Origin of the sequence: Brevundimonas sp. PAMC22021 (genome assembly GCF_019443405.1) — a bacterium.
GTDB lineage: Bacteria > Pseudomonadota > Alphaproteobacteria > Caulobacterales > Caulobacteraceae > Brevundimonas.
Genome location: NZ_CP080376.1, coordinates 2,277,770 through 2,301,652 on the forward strand (window position 1 = coordinate 2,277,770; position 23,883 = coordinate 2,301,652).

Annotated in this window: 24 protein-coding genes; 14 read left to right on the top strand and 10 right to left on the bottom strand. The window is 69.2% G+C overall.

The genetic code is table 11. From position 1 onward, the window contains the following. Window positions 1-8 precede the first annotated feature (8 nt). From phnE to KY493_RS11305, 4 genes are all read left to right on the top strand, one after another. Window positions 9-836 carry a phosphonate ABC transporter, permease protein PhnE gene (gene phnE / locus KY493_RS11290; RefSeq protein ID WP_219898525.1) on the top strand — a complete coding sequence of 276 codons (828 nt, stop codon included), beginning with the start codon at window positions 9-11 and terminating at the stop codon, window positions 834-836. A 156-nt stretch (window positions 837-992) separates the two neighbouring features. After that, window positions 993-2,060: a substrate-binding domain-containing protein gene (locus KY493_RS11295; RefSeq protein ID WP_219896437.1), complete on the top strand. Its 1,068-nt coding sequence runs from the start codon at window positions 993-995 to the stop codon at window positions 2,058-2,060. Between the two features lie 107 nt (window positions 2,061-2,167). Further along, a complete protein-coding gene (locus KY493_RS11300; RefSeq protein ID WP_219896438.1) occupies window positions 2,168-3,055 on the top strand; it encodes a UTP--glucose-1-phosphate uridylyltransferase in 888 nt (295 codons plus the stop codon). Window positions 3,056-3,287: 232 nt separating this feature from the next. Continuing rightward, the gene (locus KY493_RS11305) at window positions 3,288-4,082 is read left to right on the top strand and encodes an enoyl-ACP reductase (protein ID WP_219898526.1); all 795 of its coding nucleotides are present in this window, start codon (window positions 3,288-3,290) and stop codon (window positions 4,080-4,082) included. Window positions 4,083-4,085: 3 nt separating this feature from the next. Here KY493_RS11305 and KY493_RS11310 read toward each other — a convergent pair whose 3' ends face one another. From KY493_RS11310 to KY493_RS11320, 3 genes are read right to left on the bottom strand one after another with little or no spacing between them, the layout of a single operon-like run. Further along, window positions 4,086-4,292 carry a KTSC domain-containing protein gene (locus tag KY493_RS11310; RefSeq protein ID WP_219896439.1) on the bottom strand — a complete coding sequence of 69 codons (207 nt, stop codon included), beginning with the start codon at window positions 4,290-4,292 and terminating at the stop codon, window positions 4,086-4,088. A gap of 13 nt (window positions 4,293-4,305) precedes the next feature. After that, window positions 4,306-4,632 (bottom strand): cell division protein ZapA, encoded by a 327-nt coding sequence (locus KY493_RS11315; protein WP_219896440.1) that lies wholly within the window; start codon window positions 4,630-4,632, stop codon window positions 4,306-4,308. Further along, entirely contained in the window at window positions 4,632-4,931 is a 300-nt protein-coding gene (locus tag KY493_RS11320; protein WP_255567870.1) for a hypothetical protein, read from the bottom strand. Before KY493_RS11320 ends, KY493_RS11315 begins: the two co-directional genes overlap by 1 nt. 145 nt (window positions 4,932-5,076) lie before the next feature. On the opposite strand from KY493_RS11320, the gene tkt reads away from it, so the two are divergent. Continuing rightward, window positions 5,077-7,026 carry a transketolase gene (gene tkt / locus KY493_RS11325; protein ID WP_219898528.1) on the top strand — a complete coding sequence of 650 codons (1,950 nt, stop codon included), beginning with the start codon at window positions 5,077-5,079 and terminating at the stop codon, window positions 7,024-7,026. A gap of 149 nt (window positions 7,027-7,175) precedes the next feature. Further along, window positions 7,176-8,372 carry a formate-dependent phosphoribosylglycinamide formyltransferase gene (gene purT / locus KY493_RS11330; RefSeq protein WP_219896441.1) on the top strand — a complete coding sequence of 399 codons (1,197 nt, stop codon included), beginning with the start codon at window positions 7,176-7,178 and terminating at the stop codon, window positions 8,370-8,372. 225 nt (window positions 8,373-8,597) lie between these two features. Here the strand turns inward: purT and KY493_RS11335 are convergent, their stop codons facing one another. Then, complete coding sequence (locus KY493_RS11335; protein ID WP_219896442.1) at window positions 8,598-9,335, bottom strand: 3-deoxy-manno-octulosonate cytidylyltransferase; 738 nt, start codon at window positions 9,333-9,335, stop codon at window positions 8,598-8,600. A 149-nt stretch (window positions 9,336-9,484) separates the two neighbouring features. Here KY493_RS11335 and KY493_RS11340 point away from each other — a divergent pair, with 149 nt between their 5' ends. Beyond that, window positions 9,485-10,252: a cytochrome c family protein gene (locus tag KY493_RS11340; protein WP_219896443.1), complete on the top strand. Its 768-nt coding sequence runs from the start codon at window positions 9,485-9,487 to the stop codon at window positions 10,250-10,252. A 56-nt stretch (window positions 10,253-10,308) separates the two neighbouring features. Here KY493_RS11340 and KY493_RS11345 read toward each other — a convergent pair whose 3' ends face one another. Continuing rightward, window positions 10,309-11,205, bottom strand: a complete 897-nt coding sequence (locus tag KY493_RS11345; protein WP_255567871.1) for a C40 family peptidase — start codon at window positions 11,203-11,205, stop codon at window positions 10,309-10,311. A gap of 26 nt (window positions 11,206-11,231) precedes the next feature. Further along, window positions 11,232-12,641 carry a M17 family metallopeptidase gene (locus KY493_RS11350; RefSeq protein WP_219896444.1) on the bottom strand — a complete coding sequence of 470 codons (1,410 nt, stop codon included), beginning with the start codon at window positions 12,639-12,641 and terminating at the stop codon, window positions 11,232-11,234. 100 nt (window positions 12,642-12,741) lie between these two features. On the opposite strand from KY493_RS11350, the gene KY493_RS11355 reads away from it, so the two are divergent. The 5 genes from KY493_RS11355 to KY493_RS11375 all read left to right on the top strand — a co-directional run bounded on the left by KY493_RS11355 (window position 12,742) and on the right by KY493_RS11375 (window position 17,748). After that, window positions 12,742-13,542: a tetratricopeptide repeat protein gene (locus KY493_RS11355; protein WP_219896445.1), complete on the top strand. Its 801-nt coding sequence runs from the start codon at window positions 12,742-12,744 to the stop codon at window positions 13,540-13,542. 39 nt (window positions 13,543-13,581) lie between these two features. Further along, window positions 13,582-14,037, top strand: coding sequence for an iron-sulfur cluster assembly scaffold protein (locus tag KY493_RS11360; protein WP_219896446.1), 456 nt, complete (start codon window positions 13,582-13,584; stop codon window positions 14,035-14,037). Window positions 14,038-14,124: 87 nt separating this feature from the next. Then, a complete protein-coding gene (gene yidD / locus KY493_RS11365; RefSeq protein WP_219896447.1) occupies window positions 14,125-14,376 on the top strand; it encodes a membrane protein insertion efficiency factor YidD in 252 nt (83 codons plus the stop codon). Further along, window positions 14,373-16,292 carry a threonine--tRNA ligase gene (gene thrS / locus KY493_RS11370; protein ID WP_219896448.1) on the top strand — a complete coding sequence of 640 codons (1,920 nt, stop codon included), beginning with the start codon at window positions 14,373-14,375 and terminating at the stop codon, window positions 16,290-16,292. The genes yidD and thrS overlap by 4 nt, the downstream gene beginning before the upstream one ends. Window positions 16,293-16,380: 88 nt before the next feature. Then, window positions 16,381-17,748 carry a HAMP domain-containing sensor histidine kinase gene (locus tag KY493_RS11375; RefSeq protein WP_219896449.1) on the top strand — a complete coding sequence of 456 codons (1,368 nt, stop codon included), beginning with the start codon at window positions 16,381-16,383 and terminating at the stop codon, window positions 17,746-17,748. Between the two features lie 14 nt (window positions 17,749-17,762). Here KY493_RS11375 and KY493_RS11380 read toward each other — a convergent pair whose 3' ends face one another. The 4 genes from KY493_RS11380 to argB are packed head-to-tail and all read right to left on the bottom strand — an operon-like array spanning window position 17,763 to window position 20,971. Next, complete coding sequence (locus KY493_RS11380; protein WP_219896450.1) at window positions 17,763-18,509, bottom strand: A24 family peptidase; 747 nt, start codon at window positions 18,507-18,509, stop codon at window positions 17,763-17,765. Window positions 18,510-18,516: 7 nt separating this feature from the next. Then, the gene (gene dapD, locus KY493_RS11385; RefSeq protein ID WP_219896451.1) at window positions 18,517-19,374 is read right to left on the bottom strand and encodes a 2,3,4,5-tetrahydropyridine-2,6-dicarboxylate N-succinyltransferase; all 858 of its coding nucleotides are present in this window, start codon (window positions 19,372-19,374) and stop codon (window positions 18,517-18,519) included. Next, on the bottom strand, window positions 19,371-20,045 hold the full coding sequence (locus tag KY493_RS11390; protein ID WP_255567873.1) for a pyrimidine 5'-nucleotidase: 675 nt from the start codon (window positions 20,043-20,045) through the stop codon (window positions 19,371-19,373). The genes dapD and KY493_RS11390 overlap by 4 nt, the downstream gene beginning before the upstream one ends. After that, window positions 20,042-20,971, bottom strand: coding sequence for an acetylglutamate kinase (gene argB, locus KY493_RS11395; protein ID WP_219896452.1), 930 nt, complete (start codon window positions 20,969-20,971; stop codon window positions 20,042-20,044). The genes KY493_RS11390 and argB overlap by 4 nt, the downstream gene beginning before the upstream one ends. A 119-nt stretch (window positions 20,972-21,090) precedes the next feature. Between argB and KY493_RS11400 the strand changes: the two genes are divergently transcribed. Together KY493_RS11400 and KY493_RS11405 are read left to right on the top strand one after the other, a co-directional pair. Continuing rightward, window positions 21,091-22,401 carry a glycosyltransferase family 1 protein gene (locus tag KY493_RS11400; protein ID WP_219896453.1) on the top strand — a complete coding sequence of 437 codons (1,311 nt, stop codon included), beginning with the start codon at window positions 21,091-21,093 and terminating at the stop codon, window positions 22,399-22,401. 47 nt (window positions 22,402-22,448) lie between these two features. Next, on the top strand, window positions 22,449-23,876 hold the full coding sequence (locus KY493_RS11405) for a sulfotransferase family protein (RefSeq protein ID WP_219896454.1): 1,428 nt from the start codon (window positions 22,449-22,451) through the stop codon (window positions 23,874-23,876). Window positions 23,877-23,883: the final 7 nt, after the last annotated feature.

The following is a 23,883-nucleotide window of genomic DNA, read 5'->3' on the forward strand; positions in this document are numbered from 1 at the left end:
CGACCGACATGGCCGCACGCGGCGGCCTGAACGCGGGCGTGGCGGCGTCCGCCGTGCCGCAGCCGCCCAAGAAGTCCGCCTCGGCCTGGGCCTTGGACGCGCTGCTCTGGGGCGGCATCGCCCTGGTGCTGATCATCAGCTTCGGCCCGGTGGACATGCGCCGCCTGCCGCTGCTGTTCTCCAACTCGCAGAACATCCAGCTGTACGGCCGGGACCTGCTGAACCCCGACTTCACAAACGTCCGCCAGCTGGTCGGCCAGATGTGGCTGACGGTGCAGATCGCGCTGTGGGGCACCTTCATCGCCGTCTTCATCGGCGTGCCGCTGGGCCTCGCCGCCGCGCGCAACATCGCGCCGAACTGGGTGGTGTGGCCCGTGCGCCGGGTCATGGACCTGCTGCGCTCGATCCCCGACCTGGTGATCGGCACCCTGTTCATCGTGGCCGTGGGCCTGGGGCCGCTGGCCGGCGTCCTGGCCATCGCGCTGAACACCGGCGGCGTCCTCGCCAAGCTGTTCTCCGAGGCGGTGGAATCCATCGACAAGGGTCCGGTCGAGGGCGTGCGCGCCACCGGCGCCACCCCGCTGCACGAGATCGTCTGGGGCGTGATCCCGCAGGTCGCGCCGCTGTGGACCTCGTTCGCGCTTTACCGCTTCGAATCGAACAGCCGCGCGGCCACCGTGCTGGGCCTGATCGGCGCCGGCGGCATCGGCCAGCTGCTGTTCGAAAGCATCCAGGCCTTTGATTATCGCCAGGTCTCGGCCATCGCCATCGTCATCGTCATCGCCGTGACCCTGATCGACATGTTGTCCCAGGCCATGCGCAAGCGCCTGCTCTAAAAGGGCGCTCCTCGCCGGAAACAGGGCCGTCGATGATCGTCATCGGCGGCCTTTTCCATGGCGCGCGGCTCCTTGAAAGCGTCATCGGCCGGCTTGACGGACTGTCACATTCCTATGCTCTAAGCGTCGCAAACCTCATCGAAGGATGTGCTCGCCATGACCCGCATGCTCAAGATCGCCGCCGCCTCGGCCGCCGTGCTCGCCCTCGCCGCCTGCGGCGATGGTGAAGGCGGGACGGGCTCCCAGACGGCGCGCGCCGGCATCTGGGCGGCCGGCTCCTCGACCGTGTTCCCCTTCGCCACCCGCGTGGCCGAGAACTTCGCCCGCACCTCGGGCGGCGCCGCGCCGCGGGTCGAGAGCCTGGGCACCGGCGGCGGCATCCAGGCCTTCTGCCAGGGCGTCGGCCCGTCCACGCCGGACATCGCCAACGCCTCGCGCCCGATGAAGGCGTCCGAATTCGACCTGTGCCAGCAGAACGGCGTCACCGAGATCGTCGAGATCAAGATCGGCTTCGACGGCATCGTCATCGCCACCGCGCGTTCGGGCAACAGCTTCAACTTCGAACTGAACGACCTGTACGAAGGCCTGGCCAAGGAAGTGCCGGGCGCCAATGGCCAGTTCGTCGCCAACCCGAACACCACCTGGAACCAGGTCAACGGCGGCCTGCCGAACCAGCGCATCCAGGTCTATGGCCCGCCGCCCACCTCGGGCACGCGCGACGCCTTTCTTGAGCTGGGCATGACGCCGGGCGCCAAGCTGGTTCCCGCCGCGGCCGCCGTGGAGGCCGCCGACGCCGACCGCTTCGAGGCCCTGGCCCATACCCTGCGCGAGGACGGCGTCTGGATCGACTCGGGCGAGAACGACAACGCCATCGTCCAGACCCTGACGCGCACGCCGGGCTCGCTGGGCGTGTTCGGCTTCTCCTTCCTGGAGCAGAACCTCGACACGGTGAAGGCCGAGACCATCGACGGCGTGGCCCCCACCGCCGACACCATCGCCGACGGCTCCTATCCCCTGGCGCGCAGCCTCTACATCTACGTCAAGAAGCAGCACGTCGGCGTGACGCCGGGCCTGCAGCAGTTCGTGCAGGAGTTCCTGTCGGACGGCTCGGCCGGTCGCGGCGGCTATCTGCAGGATCGCGGCCTGGTGCCGCTGCCGGTCGATCAGCTGACGGCCGAGCGCGCCAAGGTCCAGGCCATGACGGCGATGACGCGTCCGCAATAAGCGTCACCGTCGCCGGAACCTACGCTGTCCCGTTCCGTTTTCTACCGCCTCTTTCGTCGGCCCCGCCGGCTTGGCTATAGGGGACGGGACAGCTGTCAGGATCACGAATGACCACCACACCTGCGCGCCCGGCGCGTCTGCGTAAAGCCGTGCTGCCGGTCGCCGGCCTCGGCACCCGCGTCCTTCCGGGCACCAAGACGACGCCCAAGGAGCTTCTGAACGTCGTCGACCGGCCCATCCTGTCCTACATCGTCGAAGAGGCGCGCGAGGCGGGGATCGAGCACATCGTCTTCGTCACCGGCCGCTCCAAGGGCGCCATCGAGGACTATTTCGACCATCAGATCGAGCTGGAGGCCCAGCTGCTGGCCAAGGGCAAGATCGAAATCCTCGAGCTGATGAACGCCGAACTGGCCACCGCCGGCGAGATGAGCTTCACCCGCCAGATGCAGCCCAAGGGTCTGGGCCACGCGGTCTGGTGCGCCCGCGACATCATCGGCCGCGAGCCCTTCGCCGTGATCCTGCCGGACGTCATTGTCGACGGCCAGCCCGGCGCCCTGAAACAGCTGGCCGACAGCTACGCCGAACTGGGCGGCAACATCATCGGCGTCGAGGCCGTCGATATCGAACAAGCCCACAAATACGGCATCGTCGATCCCGCCGAACGCGACGGCCGCCGCTTCACCATGAAGGGCATGGTCGAGAAGCCCGCGGCCGGTACGGCTCCGTCCAACCTGTCCATCGCCGGCCGCTACATCCTGCAGCCCGAAATCTTCGACGTCCTGGCCGACCAGGAGGCGGGCGCCGGCGGCGAGATCCAGCTGACCGACGCCATGGCGCGCCTGATGACGCAGCAGCTGTTCACCGCCATCGAATACGAAGGCGTCACCCACGACTGCGGCGACAAGATCGGCCTGCTCAAGGCCAATGTCGCCCTCGCCCTGAAGCGCCCCGACCTCGGCGACGCCGCGCGCGCCGCGATCGCCGGACTGCTCTGACCTGTCCTCTCCTCCCCACGACGTGGGGAGGTGGCGCGATGCGCAAGCATCGTGACGGTGGGGTTGCTTCCGCCGCACAGCACCCCTCCGGCTCTCCGGCTTCGCCGTCGAATACCTCCCCATCTTCAATGGGGAGGAGAAGACTGGCCTTGGTTGAGCCCCCGCGCGCGCCCTGCTAACCCTCCTCGCAAATCAAGAGGAGAGACACATGGCGGCTTCCGAAGGCTGGACCATGCCGACCGGCGAACTGATGAAGGGCAAGAAGGGCCTGATCATGGGGGTGGCCAACGCCAACTCCATCGCCTGGGGCATCGCCTCGCAGCTGGCGGCCCAGGGCGCCGAGCTCGCCTTTACCTATCTCGGCGAAGGGCTTGAGCGGCGCGTGCGCCCGCTGGCCGAAAGCGTCGGCGCCAAGCTCCTGATCCCGGCCGACGTCACCGACGACGCCTCCATGGACGCCGCCTTCGCCGAGCTGGAAAAAGAGTTCGGGACCATCGACTTCGTGGTCCACTCCGTCGCCTTCGCCAACAAGGACGAGCTGAAAGGCTCGTTCGTCGAGAACACCAGCCGCGACAGCTTCCTCCTGGCCATGAACATCTCGGCCTTCAGCTTCGTGGACGTGGCCAAGCGCGCCTCGAGGCTGATGCCGAACGGCGGCTCGCTGGTCACCATGACCTATCTGGGGTCCGAGCGCGCCATTCCGAACTACAACACCATGGGCGTGGCCAAGGCGGCGCTGGAGGCGGCGACCCGCTACATCGCCCGCGACCTTGGCCCCAAGGGCATCCGCGTCAACGCCATCTCGGCCGGCGCCATGCGCACCCTGTCGCTGGCGGGCATCTCGGGTGGCCGCGGCATGATCGCGCAGGGCCGCGCCATGTCGGCCATGAAGGAGGACACCTCCATGGAAGGCGTCGCCGGTGCCGCCCTGTGGCTGTGCTCGGACCTGGGCCTGTCCACCACCGGCGAAGTCGTCCACGTCGACGCCGGCTTCCACATGATGGGAATGGCCGCGGACGAGGAGTAACCCTCAGTCCGGCGGCCTAAGGCGGTCGAAGGCGAAGCGATCGCGGATCGCTTCGCCGAACACCCGCCCCTTCGACTCCGCCGCCTCCAGTTCGGCCGCGACCTCGGGCGGCAAGTCGAGATAGGCGTAGACCGCCCCGCTCGTGAACGTCACCGTCAGCCGCCGATCCGCCGCGTCATAGCGAAAGCTGCGGATGACGCTGGACGGCATGGCGCGCCCGTTTTCAGATCGAGCGGACGATCTTTTCGATCCGGGCGGCCACGGCGTTCAGCGCCTCGGCCACGCCGTCGCTGGCGGCGGGCGTCTCCAGCGCCGGCGGCGGCGCGCCCTTCTTGCGGGCCGCGCCGGTGCGGGTCTCGTGCAGTTCGTCGGCCAGAACCAGCGCCGCCATCAGGAACAGGCGAATGTCGCCGACGTGGCCCACGTCGCCCGCCACCTGGCGCACCAGGGCGTCGAACTGGCCGGCCAGCGCCCGCACCCGATCCTCCTGCCCGTCGGCGCAACCGACGTTGTAGGGGCGTCCGTTCACCTCAACCGTCACCGTCGCCATCAGCGCGCCTCCTGCGCATCGTCGTCGGCTTCGACCGCGCTGTCGTCTTCGGAAACGCCCCCAGCCTGCCGGTCGATCAGGTCGCGGACCACCTCGGCTGCATGGCCCAGAGCCTCGGCCGCCTGCGCGCCCGCCGCCTCCAGTTCGGCCACGCGGGCGCTGTCCGCACCCCGGGGCGCGAACAGGTCGTCGTCACGATCGAGGACGCCCGCCTGAGCCTTCAGGCCCGCGATCTTGGTCTCAAGGTCCGCCAGGGCGCGATCGATGCGCGCCCGGGCGGCCGTCACGGCATCCGCCATCGGTCGCTCCTTTGCGAGATTCGCGTATAGAACGCGCGAAACCGCTGGGGTAAAGCGGCGGACGCTTCATTTTCCTCCGACTGCCCGAAAGGTCCCGCCCGTGAGCGACGCCAAGACCGCCCCCGTGAAGGCCACCCCCAAGCAGATGGCCGACGCCATTCGCGTGCTGTCGATGGACGGAGTGGAAAAGGCGAAGAGCGGCCACCCCGGCATGCCGATGGGCATGGCCGACGTCGCCACCGTCCTGTTCAGCCGCTTTCTGAAGTTCGACGCCAGCCGCCCCGACTGGGCCGACCGCGACCGCTTCGTCCTGTCCGCCGGCCACGGCTCGATGCTGATCTACAGCCTGCTGCACCTGTGCGGCTACGAGGCGGCGACCAAGGAAGAACTGTCCAACTTCCGCCAGTGGGGCTCCAGGACCGCCGGCCACCCGGAATACGGCCATATGCCGGGCGTCGAGGTCACCACCGGGCCGCTGGGCCAGGGCCTGGCCACCTCCGTCGGCCTGGCGATGGCCGAGCGTCACCTGGCGGCCCGCTTCGGCGAGGATCTGGTCGATCACCGCACCTGGGTGATCGCCGGCGACGGCTGTCTGATGGAAGGCGTGTCGCAGGAAGCCATCGCGCTCGCCGGCCGCTACAAGCTGAACAAGCTGACGGTGCTGTGGGACGACAACGCCATCACCATCGACGGCGCGGTCTCCCTGTCGGACGCCACCGACCAGAAGGCGCGCTTCAAGGCCGCCGGCTGGGCGGTCAAAGCCGTCGACGGCCACGACATGCACGCGATCCGCGCCGCGATGAAGTGGGCGGTTCGGCAGGACAAGCCCACCCTGATCGCCTGCAAGACCAAGATCGGGCGCGGCGCCGCCACCATGGAAGGCAGCCACAAGACCCACGGCGCGGCCCTCGGCGCCGCCGAGATCGCCGCCACGCGCCTCGGCCTGTCGTGGAGCCATGACCCGTTCGAACTGCCCGAAACCATCGAGGCGGCGTGGCGAAAGGTCGGAAAGCGCGGCGCCAAGGACCGCAAGAAGTGGGAGGCCCGCCTCGCCGACCATCCGCAGGCCGCCGACTTCACCCGCGCCATGTCTGGCGATCTGCCGGAGCAGGCTTTCGACGCCCTCAACGCGCGCATGGCCGAACTGATCGAGAGCAAGCCCGCCCAGGCCACGCGCCAGTCGTCGGGCGCGGCCCTGGACGAACTGTTCGCCGCGATCCCGGAGATGATCGGCGGCTCGGCCGACCTGACCGGCTCCAACAACACCTTCGTCAAGAACACGCCGATCTACGACGCCCCGACCTACGAGGGGCGCTACATCAACTACGGCATCCGCGAGTTCGGCATGGCGGCGGCCATGAACGGCTTGGCCCTGCACGGCGGCGTCATCCCCTACGGCGGCACCTTTATGGTGTTCTCCGACTACAGCCGCCCGGCCATCCGGCTGGGCGCCCTGATGGGCGTGCGGGCAATCCACGTCCTGACCCACGACTCGATCGGCCTGGGCGAGGACGGCCCGACGCACCAGCCGGTCGAGCATCTGGCCAGCCTTCGCGCCATTCCGAACCTGCTGGTCTTCCGTCCCGCCGACACGATCGAGGCCATGGAGTGCTGGCAGATCGCGCTGCAGTCCAGGACCGCGCCGTCCGCGCTGGCCCTGTCGCGCCAGAAGACGCCTGCGGTCCGCACCACCGTCTCTTCTGAGAACCTGTCGGCCCGCGGCGCCTATGAGATCAAGTCGGCGAACGGAGAGGCCCGCGTCACCCTGTTCGGCACGGGCACCGAACTGGCCCTGGCGCTCCAGGCCGCCGAAACCCTGGAAGCCGACGGCGTGCCGACCCGCGTCGTCTCCGTCCCCTGTTTCGAGCTGTTCGAGCAGCAGAGCGCCGACTACCAGGCTTCCCTCCTCGGCCGCGGCACGGTGCGCGTCGCCGTCGAGGCCGCCATCGGCCAGGGCTGGGGCCGCTTCATCGGCGAGGACGGCGCCTTTGTCGGCATGACCGGCTTCGGCGCCTCGGCTCCCGCCGAGGTGCTCTACGACAAGTTCGGCATCACCGCCGACGCCATCGTCGCGGCCGCCCGCTCGCGGCTGTAACGCCCAGTCTCCTCCCTGTTCGCGTGAGCGAATGGGGAGGTGGCTCGACGCGCAGCGTCGAGACGGAGGGGTTGTTGCGGCGTCCAAAGCCCCTCCACCGCTACGCGGTCCCCCTCCCCGCTTCGCAGGGAGGAGAAAGGAACACCACCATGAAACTCGGCACGCCCCTCTCCGACACCGCCGTCCGCGTCATGCTGCTGGGCGCGGGCGAGCTGGGCAAGGAGGTCGCGATCGAGCTGCAGCGGCTGGGCGTCGAGGTGGTCGCCGTCGACCGCTACCCCAACGCGCCCGCCATGCAGGTCGCCCACCGCAGCCACGTCATTCCGATGACCGATCCTCAGGTCCTAAACGGCGTGATCATGGCCGAGGCGCCGCACATCATCGTGCCCGAGATCGAGGCCATCGCCACCGACATTCTCGCAGGCATCGAGGCCGCCGGCATGGCCACGGTCATCCCCACCGCCCGCGCCGTGCAGCTGACCATGAACCGCGAAGGCATCCGCCGCCTGGCCGCCGAGGACCTGGACCTGCCGACCAGCCCCTACGCCTTCGCCGGTTCGGCCGACGAACTGGCCGAGGGCGCCGCGCGCGTCGGCTATCCCTGCTTCGTCAAGCCGGTGATGTCCTCCTCCGGCAAGGGCCAGTCGTATGTCGAAAGCGCTGACGAGATCGCCGACGCCTGGACCTATGCGCAAGGCGCCGGTCGCGTCGCCGGCGGGCGCGTCATCGTCGAGGGCCGGATCGACTTCGACTACGAGATCACCTTGCTGACCGTGCGCTCGCGCGGCGCGGACGGCCAGACCCGCACCGACTTCTGCGCCCCCATCGGCCACCGCCAGGTCAAGGGCGACTATGTCGAAAGCTGGCAGCCGCAGCCCATGAGCCCCGCCGCCCTCGCCTCGGCCCAGTCCATCGCCGGGCGCGTCACCGAGGCGCTGGGGGGATGGGGCGTGTTCGGCGTCGAACTGTTCGTGCGCGGCGACCAGGTCTGGTTCTCCGAGGTCTCGCCCCGCCCGCACGACACCGGCCTGGTCACCCTGGCCAGCCAGACCTTCAGCGAGTTCGCCCTGCACGCCCGCGCCATCCTGGGCCTGCCGGTCGACGTCTCCCAGCGCGAACCCGCCGCCAGCGCGGTGATCTACGGCGGGATGGAGGCGGCCGGGGTCGCCTTCGAAGGCGTGGCCGAGGCCTTGGCCGTGCCCACCGCCGACCTGCGCCTGTTCGGCAAGCCGGAAAGCTTCGAGCGCCGCCGCATGGGCGTCGCCGTCGCGCGCGGCGCCGACGTGGATCAGGCCCGCGAACGCGCGCGAGAGGCGGCCGGACGGATCAGGGTCGTCCAGGGCTGACCAGCCTCTTCTCCCCATCGCCGATGGGGAGGAGAGGTGACCGGTCTTCTCCCTCCCCGGATGGGGAGGGTGGCTGAGCCGCAGGCGAAGCCGGGTGGGGGCGGCAAGGCGCCCCATCGACGGTTTGTCCAGCTTCACGCCGTGCGACCCTGCCGGGCCGCCCCCACCCGGTCGCTGACGCGACCACCCTCCCCGAGCGGGGAGGGAGAACCTACGCGCGGGGCTTCAGCCTGCCTGAACGGCCGCCAGCGCCCGAGCCGCCTCCAGGTCCGCCGGATTGTCCACCGACAGCGGCGCCTCGCCGATCACCCGCGCCCAGATCTGCAGGCCCAGCTCCATGGCCCGCAGCTGCTCCAGCTTCTCGCGCGTCTCCAGGGGCGAAGGCGGCGCCGCGCAGAACCGCATCAGGGCCTCGCGCCGATAGCCATAGACCCCGACATGCCGCCAGATCGGCCCATCTCCGTAAAGGGTCGAGCGGGTGAAATAGAGCGCCCGCCCCTGCCGTTCGTCCTCTCCCAGGGCCAGCACGGCCTTGACCACGTCCGGATTGGTGCGGTCCGACGGATCGGCCTCGGCCGAAACCAGGGTGGCGATATCGCAGGACGGCTCGGCCTCCAGCAGCTCGGCGCAGGCCAGGGCGAAGCCGGGATCGGCGAAGGGCATGTCGCCCTGCACATTGATCACCGCGTCGTGGCGGCCTTCCGGATCCAGCGCCTCCAGGGCCGCGCGGATGCGGTCCGATCCGCTGGGCAGGCCCGGGTCGGTCAGGACGGCGCGGCCGCCCGCCGCTTCCACCGCCTCCACGATCTCCGGATCGCCGGCGGCCACCGCGACGGGCAGGCCCGAGGCCGCGGCCTGCGCCCACGCCCGCACGATCATCGGCCGCCCGCCGATGTCCGCCAGCGGCTTGTTCGGCAGTCGCGTCGCGGCCATCCGGGCGGGGATCAGGATCAGGGGATTCATGGCTGGGCGCCTCGTCTGAGTCGCCTTGGCCCTCGACAGGGGCGCCGGCGCGGTTGCGAAGGTGGCGCTAGCGTGCCAGACACGCCTAAGCAACACGCGCGATCACCGTCTGTCGCGCGGGGCTCAAAGGGATGGGGTGCGGCCACGGCATGAGCGGCGATCTGAAGTGGAATAAGATTTTCGGCGCAGGCCTGGGGACGGCCTTCGTCATCCTGGTCGTCCAGCAGGTGTCGGGCGCGATTTATCACACCGAGCCCCCTGAAAAGATGGGCTATTTCGTCGATGCGCCGGAAGAGGCCGCCGGCGGAGCCGAGGCCGAGCTGCCGCCGGACTGGGGCACGCTGCTGCCCGTCGCCGACGTCGCGGCCGGCGAGGCGGCCTTTGCCCGTTGCCAGGCCTGCCACAACATCCAGCAGGGCGGCGCCAACGGCATCGGCCCCAACCTGTTCGGCGTGGTGGGCGGCCCGGTGATGCACGCCGGCGGCTTCGCCTATTCGGACGCCATGGCCAAGCACAAGGCCGAGGCGCCGACCTGGGGCTATGACCAGCTGAACAGCTTCATCACCGCGCCGGGCCGCTATGTGCCGGGCACCAAGATGTCCTTCGCCGGTATCCGCGACACCCAGACGCGCATCAATCTGATCGCCTATCTGCGCTCGCAAGGGTCGGGCGGCTTCGCCGTTCCTGCGCCCGATCCGGCCCGCCAGCCGGGCGCCACTCCGGCCGAAGCCGCGGCCGCCGGCGACACGCCCGTCGCTCCCGGCGCCGGCGAAGCGGCCGCGCCGAACGGCGGTCAGGTCGGCGGCGCACCGGACACGAGCGCCGCGGCCCAGCCGGAAAGCCAGACCTCCAACCCCGCGCCCATGAGCTCGGAAGCCAACGCCACGGGCCTGGGCCAGAACAGCCCGCAACGCTGAGGCGCCAAGGTCCGGAAAAGATCAGGAGGCGGCTCTTCGGGGCCGCCTCTTTCGCGTCAGGGCAGTCGACGAACGACCGGCGCCTCGAAGCCGTCGGCGCGATAGCGGACGTCGACCTCAGCCAGCGCCTCCGTCCGCACGACGCCGGCCGCGCTGCTGGCGTGAATCACCGTCTGCGCGTCCAGCAGAATGGCGGCGTGCCCGCCCCAAGGCGAAACGACGTCCGAGCGCCACACCACCAGATCGCCGCGCCGGGCCTCGCCCATCTGCACCGCGGCGCCCAGCTCGGCCTGATCGACAGCAAAGCGCGGCCCCGGAAGACCGGCCGCATACAACGCCTGCTGCACCAGCCCGCTGCAGTCGAGGCCCTGCGCCGTGCGACCGCCCGGCCGGAACGGCGCGCCGACGAAACGCTCGGCGCTTGCGGCCAGGTCACGCTCGAACGTGGCGAAATCGCAAAGATCGGCGGCGGCGACCCAGCCCAGACCAGCGATCTCGCTCAAGCCGTCGCGGCGCCCCGCCTCGGGCACCAAGGCGTTCATCGGCAAGTTCGCGACCACCGCGCCGCCGGACGGACCTGAAAAGACGTCGGCGCTGGCGCCCGCGACCCGGTGCGTCGGCGCCTCGGCCGGCGCCGCCAGAGGTCCGACCTGCACCCACCCCACCACGCCCGACCGCCGCGATCGGCCCCAGGCCAGCGGTCCATGCCGCTCCAGCACGTCGAACAGCTCGCCGAACACCAGCTGGTCCACGACCTGCCCGTCGGGCCTGTCGCGGATGTCGACCGCCTGGGCGCCGCACGTCAGCGGCGTCGTCGCCGCATAGCGGTCCGCACGCACCAGCCCCTCCAGCGCCTGTTCGGCGAGATCGGAGCGGGCCAGCAAGGCGCCCGGCGGCAGGAGGTCGAAGCGGTCGGTCAAGAACTCGCGGCCCAGAAAGGATTGAGCCGGCATCCTGCGCCGCGAAGCCGAAGCGGCCGTTAACGCCCTTCGCTTTTTTCGCCGAAACGATCCTGCAGATAGCGGAAGCAGGCTCTGATCCCCTGCGCCTCCCCGCCTTCCGGCCACCCCGGCCGGCCGCGCGGGTTCCAGGCGAAGATGTCCATGTGCGCCCAGGCTCCGGTCTCCGGCGCGAACCGCTGCAGGAACAGGGCGGCCGTGACCGAGCCCGCCTGCGCCCAGCCCGCCGGATCGTTGCGCAGGTCGGCAATGTCCGCCTCCAGCGCCGCGCCGTAGCCGGGCCACAGCGGCATCCGCCAAAGCGGGTCGCGCACCGCCGACGCCGCCTGGAGCAACCCCGCCGCCAACCCATCGTCATCGGTATAGAGCGGCGGCAACTCCGGCCCCAGCGCGATCCGCGCTGCGCCCGTCAGCGTGGCGAAATCCAGCGTCAGGTCCGGCCTATGCTCGCCGGCTCGCGTCAGGGCGTCGGCCAGGATCAGCCGCCCCTCCGCATCCGTATTGCCGACCTCTACCGTCAGACCCTTGCGCGTCCGCAGGATGTCGCCGGGCCGAAAGGCGTCGGCCGAGATCGCGTTCTCCACCGCCGCTACGACGACCACCAGCCGCACGGGCAGATCGGCCTGCATCACCAGCCGGCCGAGCGCCAGGGCGTGCGCCGCCCCGCCCATGTCCTTTTTCATGTTGCGCATGCCGGCGGCCGGCTTGATGTCCAGCCCGCCCGTGTCGAACACCACCCCCTTGCCCACCAGCGCGACCAGCGGCAGTTCGAGCCGATCCAGCTTCCAGCCGATCTCGATGAGGCGCGGCTGGCGATGCGGGGCGGCGGCGCGACCCACGGCGTGCACCGCCGGATAGTTCGCATCCAGCAGGGCCTCCCCCTCGGTCACCGCGATCTCGGCGCCCGCCTCCTCGGCGATCTCGCGCGCCACGGTCTCGATCTGCAGCGGCCCCATGTCGGCGGCCGGCGTGTCCACCATCTCGCGCGCCAGGGCGCAGGCCGAGGCGATCCGCAGCACGGCCTCGACGTCCACGCCGTTCGGCGCGACCAGACGCGCCCGGCCCCGCTCGGGCCGCGCCTTGTAGCGGTCGAACAGGTAGGAGCCGAGCGCGAAGGCCAGCGCCGCCTGCGCCGCATCCTCGCCCTCGACGCCTTCCAAGCGCCAGACGCCAGAGGGCAGGCGCGCCGCCAGCGCACGCACGGACATTGGATCGAACCGCTCCCCGGCGCCGAACAGGGCCTGCCCCAAACCGCCGTCCGCGCCCGGCGTCAGCAGCAGCTGTCCCGCCTTGCCGGTGAAATCCTGGGCGGCGGCCCAGGCGGCGACGCCATCCGGCAGCGCCTCGCCAGACCGAACGATCCGAACAACGCGAACGCCTTCCCCCGCCTCTGCGGCGGAGATCAGGACTTCGGCATGAACAGCGGACATGGGCGTGACCTCAATCGAGCGCGCGTGGCGCCAGTTAACCAAGAGTTGACGCGGACAGGCGACCCTTTGCGCCTCACCAAGGCTCGTCCGGACCTCTTCCATGTCGCGCATGCCCGTCGCCATCGCAACCATCGCGGCCCTGCTCCTCGGCGCCGCGGGTCCGACCCTCGCCGCCGATCCCGCCGCGCCCGCAAAGGCGTCCGCCGAGATCCGCGCGACCTATGACCGGATGGACGCCCTGTCGCGCTCGGTCTTCTGGGCCAACGAACAGCAGGTCGATCCCAACGATCCGGTGGCGGGCGTGAAGCTGTCGCAGGCGCTGCGTGAACTCGGCAAGTACGACCAGGCGGCGCAGGCGGCCGAGGCGACGCTGACGGTGCAGCCGAACAATCTGGAAGCCATGCTGGCGCTGGGCCGCGCCCACATCGCGCGGGGCCAGGCCTTCTACGGCGTCGCGCCGCTGGAGCGGGCGCGCGATGCGGCGCCGCGCGACTGGCGCCCGCTGTCGCTTCTGGGCGTGGCCTATCAGCAGGTGCGCCGCTTCGACGACGCCCGCGCCGCCTGGAACCAGGCGCTGACCCTGTCGCCCGACAATCCCGATGTCCTGACCAACGCCGCCATGGCGGCCATGGCCAGCGGCGACGCGGCGGGCGCCGAGGCCCTGCTGCGCCGAGCCGCCGCCCAGCCGAGCGCCACAATCCAGGTGCGCCAGAACCTCGCCATCGCTCTGGGGCTTCAGGGCAAGACGGGCGAGGCCGAAGCCATCCTGCGCCGGGACCTGCCGCCCGAACAGGCCGAACGCAATCTCGCCTGGCTCAGGAACCGCGCGAACTCGACCTCGGCGCAGGCGGCCGGCCAGACGCCCGACGCCGCCCGCACCTGGGGCTCGCTGGGCGGCTGACGCCTTCTCTCGCGCCCGACGCCATCCTATCTTCCGCGCATGATCGACGATCTCTACAGCGCCCGCATCCTGTCGCTGGCGGCCAATCTGCCGCACAGCGGGCGACTGCCGACGCCTGACGGCACGGGCCAGCGGACGGCCAAGCTGTGCGGCTCCAGGGCCATCGTCGATGTCACGCTGGACGAGGACGGCCGCATCGCCGACTTCGCCCAGGACGTGCGCGCCTGCGCGCTCGGCCAGGCCGCGGCCGGCGTGGTGGGCGAGCACGCCATCGGCGCGTCTCGCGACGAGATCGCCTTCGCCCGCGACGCCCTGCTGGCCATGCTGAAGTCGGGCGGCGAGGGCCCGGACGGCCGCTTCGAGGCCTTGCGCGTGCTCAAGCCCGTCGCCGACTATCCCGCCCGCCACGCCTCGACCGCCGTCACCATCGAGGCGACGCTTGAGGCGGTGGATGCTGCGCTTCTGGCCCGAACTCGTCTCGCCGGAGCAGCCTGACAAGAGGCGTCCTGGTTGATCCCCCAGGCCTCACGGGGGATAAGCGCGGCGAACCGCAAGTCAGCTTGTCTCCGGCGAAGAGGCGCAATGTCTCTCTATGAACGCGGCGTCCGCGCGGCCCACCGGGGCTACAAGCTGACGCTGTCCCCCTGGTTCGGCCAGTCGTGCCGCTTCCTGCCGACCTGTTCGGACTATGGACGCGACGCCCTGATCCAACACGGACCGCTCAAGGGGGGATGGCTCACCGCGCGCAGGCTCTGTAAATGCCACCCCTTCGGCGGCTCGGGCTACGATCCCGTTCCGCCTGCCCAGCATCGGGCTGAGAAGACGAAATCATGATCGACCTGAAATTTCCCGACGGCGCCGTGCGCCAGTATCCGGCCGGTTCCACGGCGCGCGACGTGGCCCAGTCCATCTCGCCTTCGCTGGCCAAGAAGGCCGTGCTGGCCGAACTTAACGGCCAGCAGCGCGACATGGGCCGGGTGCTGGAGACCGGCGGCGACTTCCGCCTGATCATGCGTGACGACCCGGAGGCGCTCTACACCATCCGCCACGACACGGCCCACGTGCTGGCCGAGGCTGTACAGACGCTGTTTCCCGGCACCCAGGTCACGATCGGCCCGGCCATCGAGGACGGCTTCTATTACGACTTCGCCCGCGACGAGCCCTTCTCGACCGACGACTTCGCCGCCATCGAAAAGGAGATGGGCAGGATCATCGACCGCGACGCCAAGTTCGAGCGCGAGGTCTGGGATCGCGACGAAGCCATCGCCTTCTTCGCCGCGCGCGGAGAACGCTTCAAGGCCGAGCTGATCAGCGACCTGCCCGCCGACGAGACCATCACCATCTATCGCCAGGGCGAGTGGCTGGACCTGTGCCGGGGCCCGCACTTCCCCTCCACCCGCCACGTCGGCAAAGCCTTCAAGCTGACCAAGCTGGCCGGCGCCTACTGGCGCGGCGACAGCTCGCGTGACCAGCTGCAGCGCATCTATGGCACCGCCTGGGCGACCAAGGAGGACCTCGACGCCTATCTGCAGCGCATCGAGGAGGCGGAAAAGCGCGATCATAGAAAGCTCGGTCGCGCCATGGAGCTCTTCCACATGCAGGAAGAGGGCCGGGGCATGGTCTTCTGGCACCCCAAGGGCTGGGTCCTGTGGCAGGTGCTGGAGGCTTATATGCGCCGCCGCCTGACGGCGGCCGGCTATGTCGAGGTCAAGACGCCCCAGGTGCTGGACCGCAAGTTCTGGGAAGCCTCCGGCCACTGGGACAAATACCGCCCCAACATGTTCGTCTGCGAGACCGTGGAGGGCGAAACCCTCTCGCTCAAGCCGATGAACTGCCCGGGCCACGTGCAGATCTTCGACCAGGGCCAGCGGTCTTATCGCGAGCTGCCGCTGCGCATGGCCGAGTTCGGCGCCTGCCACCGCTATGAGCCGTCCGGCTCGCTGCACGGCCTGATGCGGGTGCGCGGCTTCACCCAAGACGACGCCCACATCTTCTGCCGCGAGGACCAGATCGTCGAGGAGACGGCGGCCTTTATCACCCTGGCCAAGAGCATCCACGCCGATCTCGGCATGGAGACCGCCTACATCAACCTGGCCACCCGGCCGGAGGTGCGCGCCGGCTCCGACGAATTCTGGGACAAGGCCGAGACCCAGATGGCCGAGGCCGCCCGCGCCGCCGGCGTCGAGCCGGTGATCGCCGAGGGCGACGGCGCCTTCTACGCACCCAAGCTGGACTTCATCGTCAAGGACGCGATCGGCCGCGAATGGACCTGCGGCACCATTCAGCTGGACTACGTCCTGCCCGAGCGCCTGAACGCCACCTACATCGCCGAGGACGGCCAGAAGCACCGACCGGTGATGCTGCACCGCGCGATTCTGGGCAGCTTCGAGCGGTTCATCGGCATCATGATCGAGAACTACGCCGGCGCCTTCCCCCTGTGGCTGTCGCCGGTGCAGGCGGTGGTGGCGACCATCACCTCGGACGCCGACGACTACGCCCGCGACGTCCAGGCCCGCTTCAAGGCGGCTGGCCTGCGAGCCGAGATCGACCTGCGCAACGAAAAGGTCGGCTACAAGGTGCGCGAACACTCGGTCGGCAAGGTGCCGGTCATCGCCGTGGTGGGCAGGAACGAAGCCGCTGAAGGTCAGGTCGCCATCCGCCGCCTGGGTTCGCAGGCCCAGACGGTGGTCACGGTCGAAGAGGCGATCCGCATCCTGACCGAAGAGGCCACGCCGCCCGACCTGCGCTGAGCAGGGGTGAAGACGGGCTTTGTCCCGTCTTCACCGTATCTTAGGTCATCGAGCGGCAGTCTTCTTCGGACGTTCTGAAGGAGCCGCGATGACGCACTCCCTGCAAACCGCAAGCTCCGCTTCGACCCTGATCAAGCGCACCATGCTGCAGCGGCTGATCGCGGCGGGGAACCTGCGCTACTGGATCATCGTCAGCTGGGCCGCGGCGTTGGCCACCACGGTCGAGCCGGTTGCGGCCCTCGGCTGGATGGTCGTGGCCCTGCTGTCTGGCCTTGCCCGAACGGTGGTCGAGACCCGCGTGAAGCTGGCCGATCCGGTCAAGCTCGCGCGGTTGAAGCTGTTCACCGCCTTCGTGTCCTGCGCGGCGTGGGGCGCGGCGCCCGTTCTGGCGTTCCTCTACGGCGACGCCTTGGGCGAGGCTTTGGCGGTCGGTCTGCTGGTCGCCGGTTACACCCTGGTCTTCACCCAGATGCGGGCGGCTCCCAAGGAAGCGCTGATCGTCTCGGCCCCCTATTCGGCGGTCGCGGCCCTGCTGATCGCCAGCCAGTGGGGAACCCAGACCTTCTGGGTGCTCGCCGCCATCGTTCCCGTCATGGGCCTGTCGCTGTTGATCAAGGTCGTCGTCACCCAGATGAGGGACGACGAACTGGCGGCGGTAAACGCGCGTCAGGCCTCGCTGATCGCCGAGCTTCAGGCCGCCCGAGACAAGGCCGACGCCGCCAACGCCGCCAAGTCCAACTTCCTGGGCGTCATCTCGCACGAGCTGCGCACGCCGATGAACGGGGTCCTGGGGGCGGCGCAACTGCTCGAGTTCACCGAACTGACGGAGCGGCAGAAGGACTATGTCGGCGTGATCCGCGCCTCGGGCGACGGCCTGATGGTGCTGCTGAACGACATCCTGGACCTGACCAAGATCGAGGCCGGTCGCATGGACCTGGCGCCTGCCGACATCGACATTTCCAACCTCGCGCCACGGTTGATCGGCCCCTTCAAGGCGCAGGCCGAGGCCAAGGGTCTTGCTTTCGAGACCGACATCGCCGGCGATCTGCCCGAGCGCGTCCGGCTCGACCCGCTGCGCCTGGCCCAGATCGCGCACAACCTCCTGGGCAACGCCATCAAGTTCACGCCGCAGGGCTCGGTGCGTCTGAGCCTGATTGGCGAGCGCCTGTCCGACCACGGGGCGCGCCTGACGCTCGCCGTTGCCGACAGCGGCATCGGCATCGCGGCCTCGGACGTCGAGCGGCTGTTTCAGCCCTTCACCCAGGTGGACGGCTCTTCCACCCGTCGCTTCGGCGGCACGGGCCTCGGCCTCAGCATCTGCCAGCGCCTCGCCGGCATGATGGGCGGCGAGATCACGGTCGCGTCTCAGCCCGATCAGGGCTCGACCTTCAGTCTGTCGATCGAGGTGGAGGCGCTGGCCTGGCCCGCCTCTGAGCTCCAGAGCTGTGCGGCGTGAGCGCAAACCTGCGCCTAGAAGCCCAGCGGCCCGATCAACCAGGTCAGCCAGACGCCCAGCGCCAGCCCCGGCCCGAACGGCATCCGGTCGGTCGATGAGACCGATCGCCGAACCGCCAATCGCGCGATCACCAGGCTGAAGCCAAGCGCGCAGGCCCACAGCAGCACGCTGGGCAACCCCTGCCACCCGACCCAGGCCCCCGCCCCGGCGAACAGAAAAGGATCGCCGCCGCCCAGCCCTTGTCGACCGCGCGCGGCGCGATAGCCCCAAGCCACCAGCCACAGCGCCGCAAAGCCGATGCCCGCGCTCAGCACCCCGTGCCAGCCCTGCCCCAGCAGCACGGAAGCCGCGAGCCCCGTGCCGATCAGCGGCCAGGTCAGCACGTCCGGCAACACCATGTGCTCGGCGTCGATCACCGCGATCAGCAAGAGCTGCCAGCCGAGTACGGCCGTGATCGCCGCCAGCGTCCAATCGCCGAACGCCAGTCCCGCCCAGCCCCCCACAAGACCCGCCGCCGCCTCCACCGCCGGATAGCGCGCGGAAATCCTGACGCCGCATCGCGCGCAGCGGGCCCGCAGCGCCAGCCAGCTGAAGACCGGAACCAGCTCCCACGGGCGGAGTGGGCGCTCGCATCCCATGCACTGCGACGGCCTGGAGACGACGTCGACGCCCTGCGGCAATCGCACGCTGACCGCGGCCAGGAAGCTGCCGATGATCAGCCCCAGTCCGCCCAGAACGGCGGCCGTGGTCAGCGGCGTCATGACCGGGCTAGTCGCGCAGCAGTTCGTTGACGCCCGTCTTGGCTCGCGTCTGGGCGTCCACACGCTTGACGATCACGGCGCAGTACAGCGACGGCCCACCGTTCGGATCGGGCAGTGAGCCGGGCACGACCACCGAATAGGCCGGCACCTCGCCCCGGAACACCTCGCCCGTCGCCCGGTCCACGATCTTGGTCGAGGCCGACAGATAGACGCCCATGGCCAGCACCGCACCCTCGCGCACGATCACGCCCTCGGCCACCTCGGCGCGCGCGCCGATGAAGCAGCCGTCCTCGATGATGGTGGGATTGGCCTGCAGCGGCTCCAGCACGCCGCCGATGCCGGCGCCGCCCGACAGGTGCACATTCTTTCCGATCTGCGCGCACGAACCCACAGTCGCCCAGGCGTCGACCATGGAGCCTTCATCGACATAGGCGCCGATGTTCACGAAGGACGGCATCAGCACCACGTTCCTGGCCACGAACGCGCCCTGCCGCACGATGGCGCCGGGCACGGAGCGGAAGCCCGCCGCCTGATAGTCGGACGCCGTCCAGTCGCCGAACTTGTTGGGCACCTTGTCGAAGAAGGGGCCGACGCCAGGCGCCGCGCTGCCCGCGCCCCGGTCGCCCGCGCGCATCACCACATTGTCGTTCAGGCGGAACGACAGAAGCACCGCCTTCTTCAGCCACTGGTGCGTGGTCCAGACGCCGTCGGCTCCGCGCGATGCCACCCGCGCTTCCCCGGCATCCAGCAGCTCCAGCGCGCGTTCCACCGCCTGACGCGTCTCGCCCTTGGTGGACGGCGACAGTTCCGCCCGCGCCTCCCAGGCGGCTTCGATCACGGATTCGAGTTGGGCGGCTTCGCTCATGCGGCGGCGTCCTTGAACGAGAGGGATTGAAGGAAATCGAGCAGGTCCGGCGCCTGATGATCGATGTGCGGGCCCAGCGGCTTTCCATGCCCGTCGCCGATCAGCACCGTGCGCATGCCCAGCGCCTTGGCCGGCTCCAGGTTCTTTGGCGTGTCCTCGAAGAAGACCGCGCTCTGCATGTCCAGCCCGAACCGCTCGGCCATTCGGCGAAAGGTCGCCGGCGCGGGCTTGGGCGTCAGATCGGCGTCCTCGATGGCGAACACATCGACGAAGCAATCGGCCACGCCCAGCCGGTCCAGCACCCGACCCGCATACTCGCGCGCACCGTTGGTGAAGACAAAGCATTGTCCCGGCAGGCGCTTCAGCACCTCGGCCAGACGCGGATTGGGCTCCAGCCCATCGAGCGGCACATCATGCACCTCGCGCAGGAAACGCTCCGTATCGACCGCATAGTTGGCCATCAGGCCGGCCAGCGTCGTGCCGTGCTCGTCCAGGAACTGTCGCTGCAACACCGCCGCCTCCTCCGGCGCCAGGCCCACGGCCTCGACCACGAAAGCGTTGATCCGCTTCTGCACCAGCCCCATCAGCCCCTGCTCGGGCGGATAAAGGGTGTCGTCCATGTCGAACACCCAGAAGCGGATGTCCGACAGATCGGGCGCGGCGACCGTCACCCGGCCGTCACCAGAGTGCCCGCGCCGTATTCGCTGAACAGCTCGACCAGCATGGCGTGCGGACGGCGTCCGTCCAGGATCACCACCGCCTCGACACCCGCGCGCACCGCCGCCATCGCCGTTTCCAGCTTGGGGATCATGCCGCCGGTCGCTGTGCCGTCGTCGATCAGCCCTTGCGCCTGTTCCAGCGTCATCTCGCGGATGATCTCGCCATCCGCACCCTTGACCCCCACCACGTCGGTCAGCAGCAGCATCCGCTTGGCGTTCAACGACCCGGCGACCGCCCCCGCCACCGTGTCGGCGTTGACGTTAAAGGTCTGGCCGTCCTCGGCCACGCCGATCGGAGCGATCACCGGCACCCAGTCCTCGGTCTCGGACGCGATCAGCCCCTTGATCAGCTTGGGATCGACCTTGGTCGGCTCGCCGACGAAACCCAGGTCCACCTCGTGCTCGATCAGGCTGTCGGGATCGCGCTTGGTGCGGCGCGTCTTTTCGACCGTCAACAGCCCCGCGTCCTTGCCCGACAGGCCCACGCCGCGCACGTCCGCCTCCTTGCCGGCCATGGTGATCCAGTGGGCGATCTCCTTGTTGACCGCCCCTGACAGGACCATCTCGGCCACCTGCATGGTGTCGCGATCGGTTACCCGCAGCCCGTCGATAAAGCTGGACTTGACGCCCGCCTTGTCCAGCATGGCGCTGATCTGCGGCCCGCCCCCGTGCACCACCACGGGGTTCACCCCCATCAGCTTCAGCAGCACCACATCCGCCGCGAACTGCTTGGCCACTGCGCTCTCGCCCATGGCGTGGCCGCCATATTTGATGACCACCGTCTCGCGGTCATAAACCTGGATAAACGGCAGCGCCTCAGCCAGCGTCTTCGCCGTCTCCCAGCTGCGTTCCTCGGGCGGGGGTGGGATGTCGCTCATGGGCGCGCAGATAGCGAGGGAACACCGCACTGTCACGACCAAAGCGGGAGGCGCTCGACCTTGTCGGCTCGGCGCGCTTCGCATTTGCACCCAAGGAGCCGCCATCATACAGCATGGAGATGACGACGCTCTGCCTCGACGGCTACAATCTCGCGATGCCGCGGGGCACGGGCATTGCGACCTATGGCCGGTCCCTTCTGGAAGCGGCCGGCAGTCTGCAACTTCGCAGGGAAGTTCTGTTCGGTCCGCAGGCGCCGCGAAGCCGCTCCAACATCGTCAATGAAGCCAACATCGTCGGCGCCGAGGGCGCCAGTCTCGTGCGTGGCCCTTTGCAGAAGCTGAAGCGACGCTTCGAGCGCCACCTGGGCGCGTTCAGCGTCGAGGCCTGGCCCGTCGAGATTTCCGGAGACGTGCTTTGGCCCGAGCGCCAGGGCGGCGCCCCGCACGCGGATGGCCTGTGGGCCGCCGAGAACGTGTTTCATCGGGCACAGCGCACGTTTCGGCGTCATGGCCGAGCTCTGCCGGTCGCCTTTCATTCCGGGGGGGGACGCCCGCGGCCCGACATCATGCATTGGACCACCGCGCTGCCGCTCCACGCCCCCGGCGTTCCAAACCTCTACACCGTGCACGATCTGATCCCGCTCAAGGCGCCGCACACGACCATCCACGACCGCGAAGCGTTCATTAAGCTCCATGCCTTTGTCGCCCAACGCGCCGACCACATCGTTGTTGTCTCTGAAGCGACGCGACGCGATGTCATCCGGCTGCTGGGCGTGTCCGAAGATCGGGTGACCAACACCTATCAGGCCGTGGCCAGCCCCGATGCCTATGAGGCGCGCGCCGAGATCGACGTCATGCGCGAACTCGAATCGACCTTCGATCTGGGCTGGAAGGACTACTTCATCCACTTCGGCGCCATCGAGCCCAAGAAGAACCTGGGCCGCGTGGTCGAGGCCTTTCTGGCGTCGGGATCGCGGCGTACACTGGTGATCGTCGGCGGCCGGGGCTGGCTGCAGGAGGACGAGACGGCGCTGATCGCCCAGGTCCGCAAGGACGCGGGCTCGGCCGCCGATCGCATCCGCACCTACGACTACATGTCTCAGTCCCACCTGGTTAGCTTGATCCGCGGGGCGCGGGCGCTGCTCTTTCCCTCTCTGGACGAGGGGTTCGGACTGCCGGTGCTGGAGGCCATGAACCTGGGCACGGCCGTGCTGACCTCCAATGCGGGCGCACTGCCCGAGGTGGCGGGCGAAGCCGCGCTGCGGGTCGAGGCGGAGGATGTCGACGCCATCCGGCGGGGCGTCCAGGCGCTGGACGGGGACAACGATCTGTCGGCTGAGCTGGCCCGTCTCGGGATTGAACAAGCAAGACAATTCAGCAAGGAAGCGTACGCCGATAGACTGCGGCGGCTGTACGCCCGATTCTCCTGATGGATGCGGTTGCACCGGCGGACAAGGCTGCGTGGTCGGAAGGCGGAATGGGTACAACAACCAAGACAGCCCTTGTTGTTCTGGGCATGCACAGGAGCGGAACCTCTTCGGTGGCCGGCGTGCTGGGGCTGTTGGGCGCCACGCCGCCCAAGACCCTCTTGGAGCCCGCGCCCGACAATCCCAAAGGCTTCTGGGAAAGCCGCGCGATCATCCACTTCAACGACCGCATCCTCCAGGCCGGAGAATCCTGGTGGAACGACTGGCGCGATTTTGACATGCGCAAGCTGTCGCCGACGCAGCGACGCGAGTTCGAGGACGAGATTCCGGATCTGCTGATCTCGGAGTTCGGAAACGCCGAGGAGATCATCCTCAAAGACCCAAGGCTCTGTCGGCTGTGGCCGATCTGGGAACCGGCTCTAAAACAGGCCGGATATGCAGCGAAGTATCTGTTGCCGATCCGATCTCCGTTGGAGACCGCGCGTTCGCTGACGGCCCGGAACGGTTTCTCGACGGCGGAAGGCCTTATACTCTGGCTTCAGCATGTCTTTCATGCCGAGCGCCAGACGCGGGGCAGACCTCGTCGCGTGCTGTTGTGGGCGGACTTCATGGGCGATTGGCGTGCTCAGATCGCGCTCGCGGAATCTGCGCTGTCGTGGAAGCCGAAGGTTCGCGACGCCGCGACGGAGGCGGCCATCGACGCCTTTCTGGCTCCAGACCTGCATCGCCAACGCAGCACACCCTCCGAACTTGTGGGCGATCAAAGCCACGCCTGGGCGGCCGATGGCTATGCGTTGATGGCTGAACTGGCCCGTGAGGACAGCCCGGCCGTCCATCGCCGGCTTGACGCGCTGAGGCGCCGGTTCGAGACCGCCTGCGATCTCTTCGGCGCCGCATTGGGTCCGGTTCTGTGGAACGCCCATTCCGCGCCCATCTATCTGGGAGAGCGGGATCAGGCTCTGCGCGAGGTCGTGGACGCGCGCGAGGCGCTCGCCGAATCCATGCGCGTGCAGGCTCTGACCATGGAGGCGTTGTCGGCGTCGGAGGGGCGCGTCGCCACCCTGGTCCAGCAGGCGGACTCCGCGCGGATCGAACTTGAGGAAGCAGGCCTGCAGGCGAGGCGGCTGGTCGAAACCGTTGATCGCCTCACCACCATCCTGGCCGACATGGACGCGCGACATGCGGCCTTGTCGGACGCGCATGGCCGACTGGAACAGGAACGCGCCGCCGAACGGCAAGAGAGCTTGCGAGACGCCGCTTGCCTGAAGGGACAGGTCGAAGAGCTTAACACCGCTCGTGAACAGGACAGGCTTGATCGTCAGGCGGAACAGCAAGCCGCCGCAACCGCGCTGAGCCAGGCGGTTGAGGAAACCCGTCAGGCGTCGGATCGGTTGACGCGTCTCACGGAAGACCTGGCGAGGCGTCCCTTCAGCACCGTGTTGTCGATCCGGCGCGCCTCGTCTCACCAGAGATCCTGATGCGCCG

Coding starts and splice junctions, on each gene's coding strand:
- phnE (WP_219898525.1), top strand. CDS start 9: ATGGCCGCACGCGGCGGCCTGAACGCGGGCGTGGCGGCGTCCGCCGTG.
- KY493_RS11295 (WP_219896437.1), top strand. CDS start 993: ATGACCCGCATGCTCAAGATCGCCGCCGCCTCGGCCGCCGTGCTCGCC.
- KY493_RS11300 (WP_219896438.1), top strand. CDS start 2,168: ATGACCACCACACCTGCGCGCCCGGCGCGTCTGCGTAAAGCCGTGCTG.
- KY493_RS11305 (WP_219898526.1), top strand. CDS start 3,288: ATGCCGACCGGCGAACTGATGAAGGGCAAGAAGGGCCTGATCATGGGG.
- KY493_RS11310 (WP_219896439.1), bottom strand. CDS start 4,292: ATGCCGTCCAGCGTCATCCGCAGCTTTCGCTATGACGCGGCGGATCGG.
- KY493_RS11315 (WP_219896440.1), bottom strand. CDS start 4,632: ATGGCGACGGTGACGGTTGAGGTGAACGGACGCCCCTACAACGTCGGT.
- KY493_RS11320 (WP_255567870.1), bottom strand. CDS start 4,931: ATGGCGGATGCCGTGACGGCCGCCCGGGCGCGCATCGATCGCGCCCTG.
- tkt (WP_219898528.1), top strand. CDS start 5,077: ATGGCCGACGCCATTCGCGTGCTGTCGATGGACGGAGTGGAAAAGGCG.
- purT (WP_219896441.1), top strand. CDS start 7,176: ATGAAACTCGGCACGCCCCTCTCCGACACCGCCGTCCGCGTCATGCTG.
- KY493_RS11335 (WP_219896442.1), bottom strand. CDS start 9,335: ATGAATCCCCTGATCCTGATCCCCGCCCGGATGGCCGCGACGCGACTG.
- KY493_RS11340 (WP_219896443.1), top strand. CDS start 9,485: ATGAGCGGCGATCTGAAGTGGAATAAGATTTTCGGCGCAGGCCTGGGG.
- KY493_RS11345 (WP_255567871.1), bottom strand. CDS start 11,205: ATGCCGGCTCAATCCTTTCTGGGCCGCGAGTTCTTGACCGACCGCTTC.
- KY493_RS11350 (WP_219896444.1), bottom strand. CDS start 12,641: ATGTCCGCTGTTCATGCCGAAGTCCTGATCTCCGCCGCAGAGGCGGGG.
- KY493_RS11355 (WP_219896445.1), top strand. CDS start 12,742: ATGTCGCGCATGCCCGTCGCCATCGCAACCATCGCGGCCCTGCTCCTC.
- KY493_RS11360 (WP_219896446.1), top strand. CDS start 13,582: ATGATCGACGATCTCTACAGCGCCCGCATCCTGTCGCTGGCGGCCAAT.
- yidD (WP_219896447.1), top strand. CDS start 14,125: ATGTCTCTCTATGAACGCGGCGTCCGCGCGGCCCACCGGGGCTACAAG.
- thrS (WP_219896448.1), top strand. CDS start 14,373: ATGATCGACCTGAAATTTCCCGACGGCGCCGTGCGCCAGTATCCGGCC.
- KY493_RS11375 (WP_219896449.1), top strand. CDS start 16,381: ATGACGCACTCCCTGCAAACCGCAAGCTCCGCTTCGACCCTGATCAAG.
- KY493_RS11380 (WP_219896450.1), bottom strand. CDS start 18,509: ATGACGCCGCTGACCACGGCCGCCGTTCTGGGCGGACTGGGGCTGATC.
- dapD (WP_219896451.1), bottom strand. CDS start 19,374: ATGAGCGAAGCCGCCCAACTCGAATCCGTGATCGAAGCCGCCTGGGAG.
- argB (WP_219896452.1), bottom strand. CDS start 20,971: ATGAGCGACATCCCACCCCCGCCCGAGGAACGCAGCTGGGAGACGGCG.
- KY493_RS11400 (WP_219896453.1), top strand. CDS start 21,091: ATGACGACGCTCTGCCTCGACGGCTACAATCTCGCGATGCCGCGGGGC.
- KY493_RS11405 (WP_219896454.1), top strand. CDS start 22,449: ATGGGTACAACAACCAAGACAGCCCTTGTTGTTCTGGGCATGCACAGG.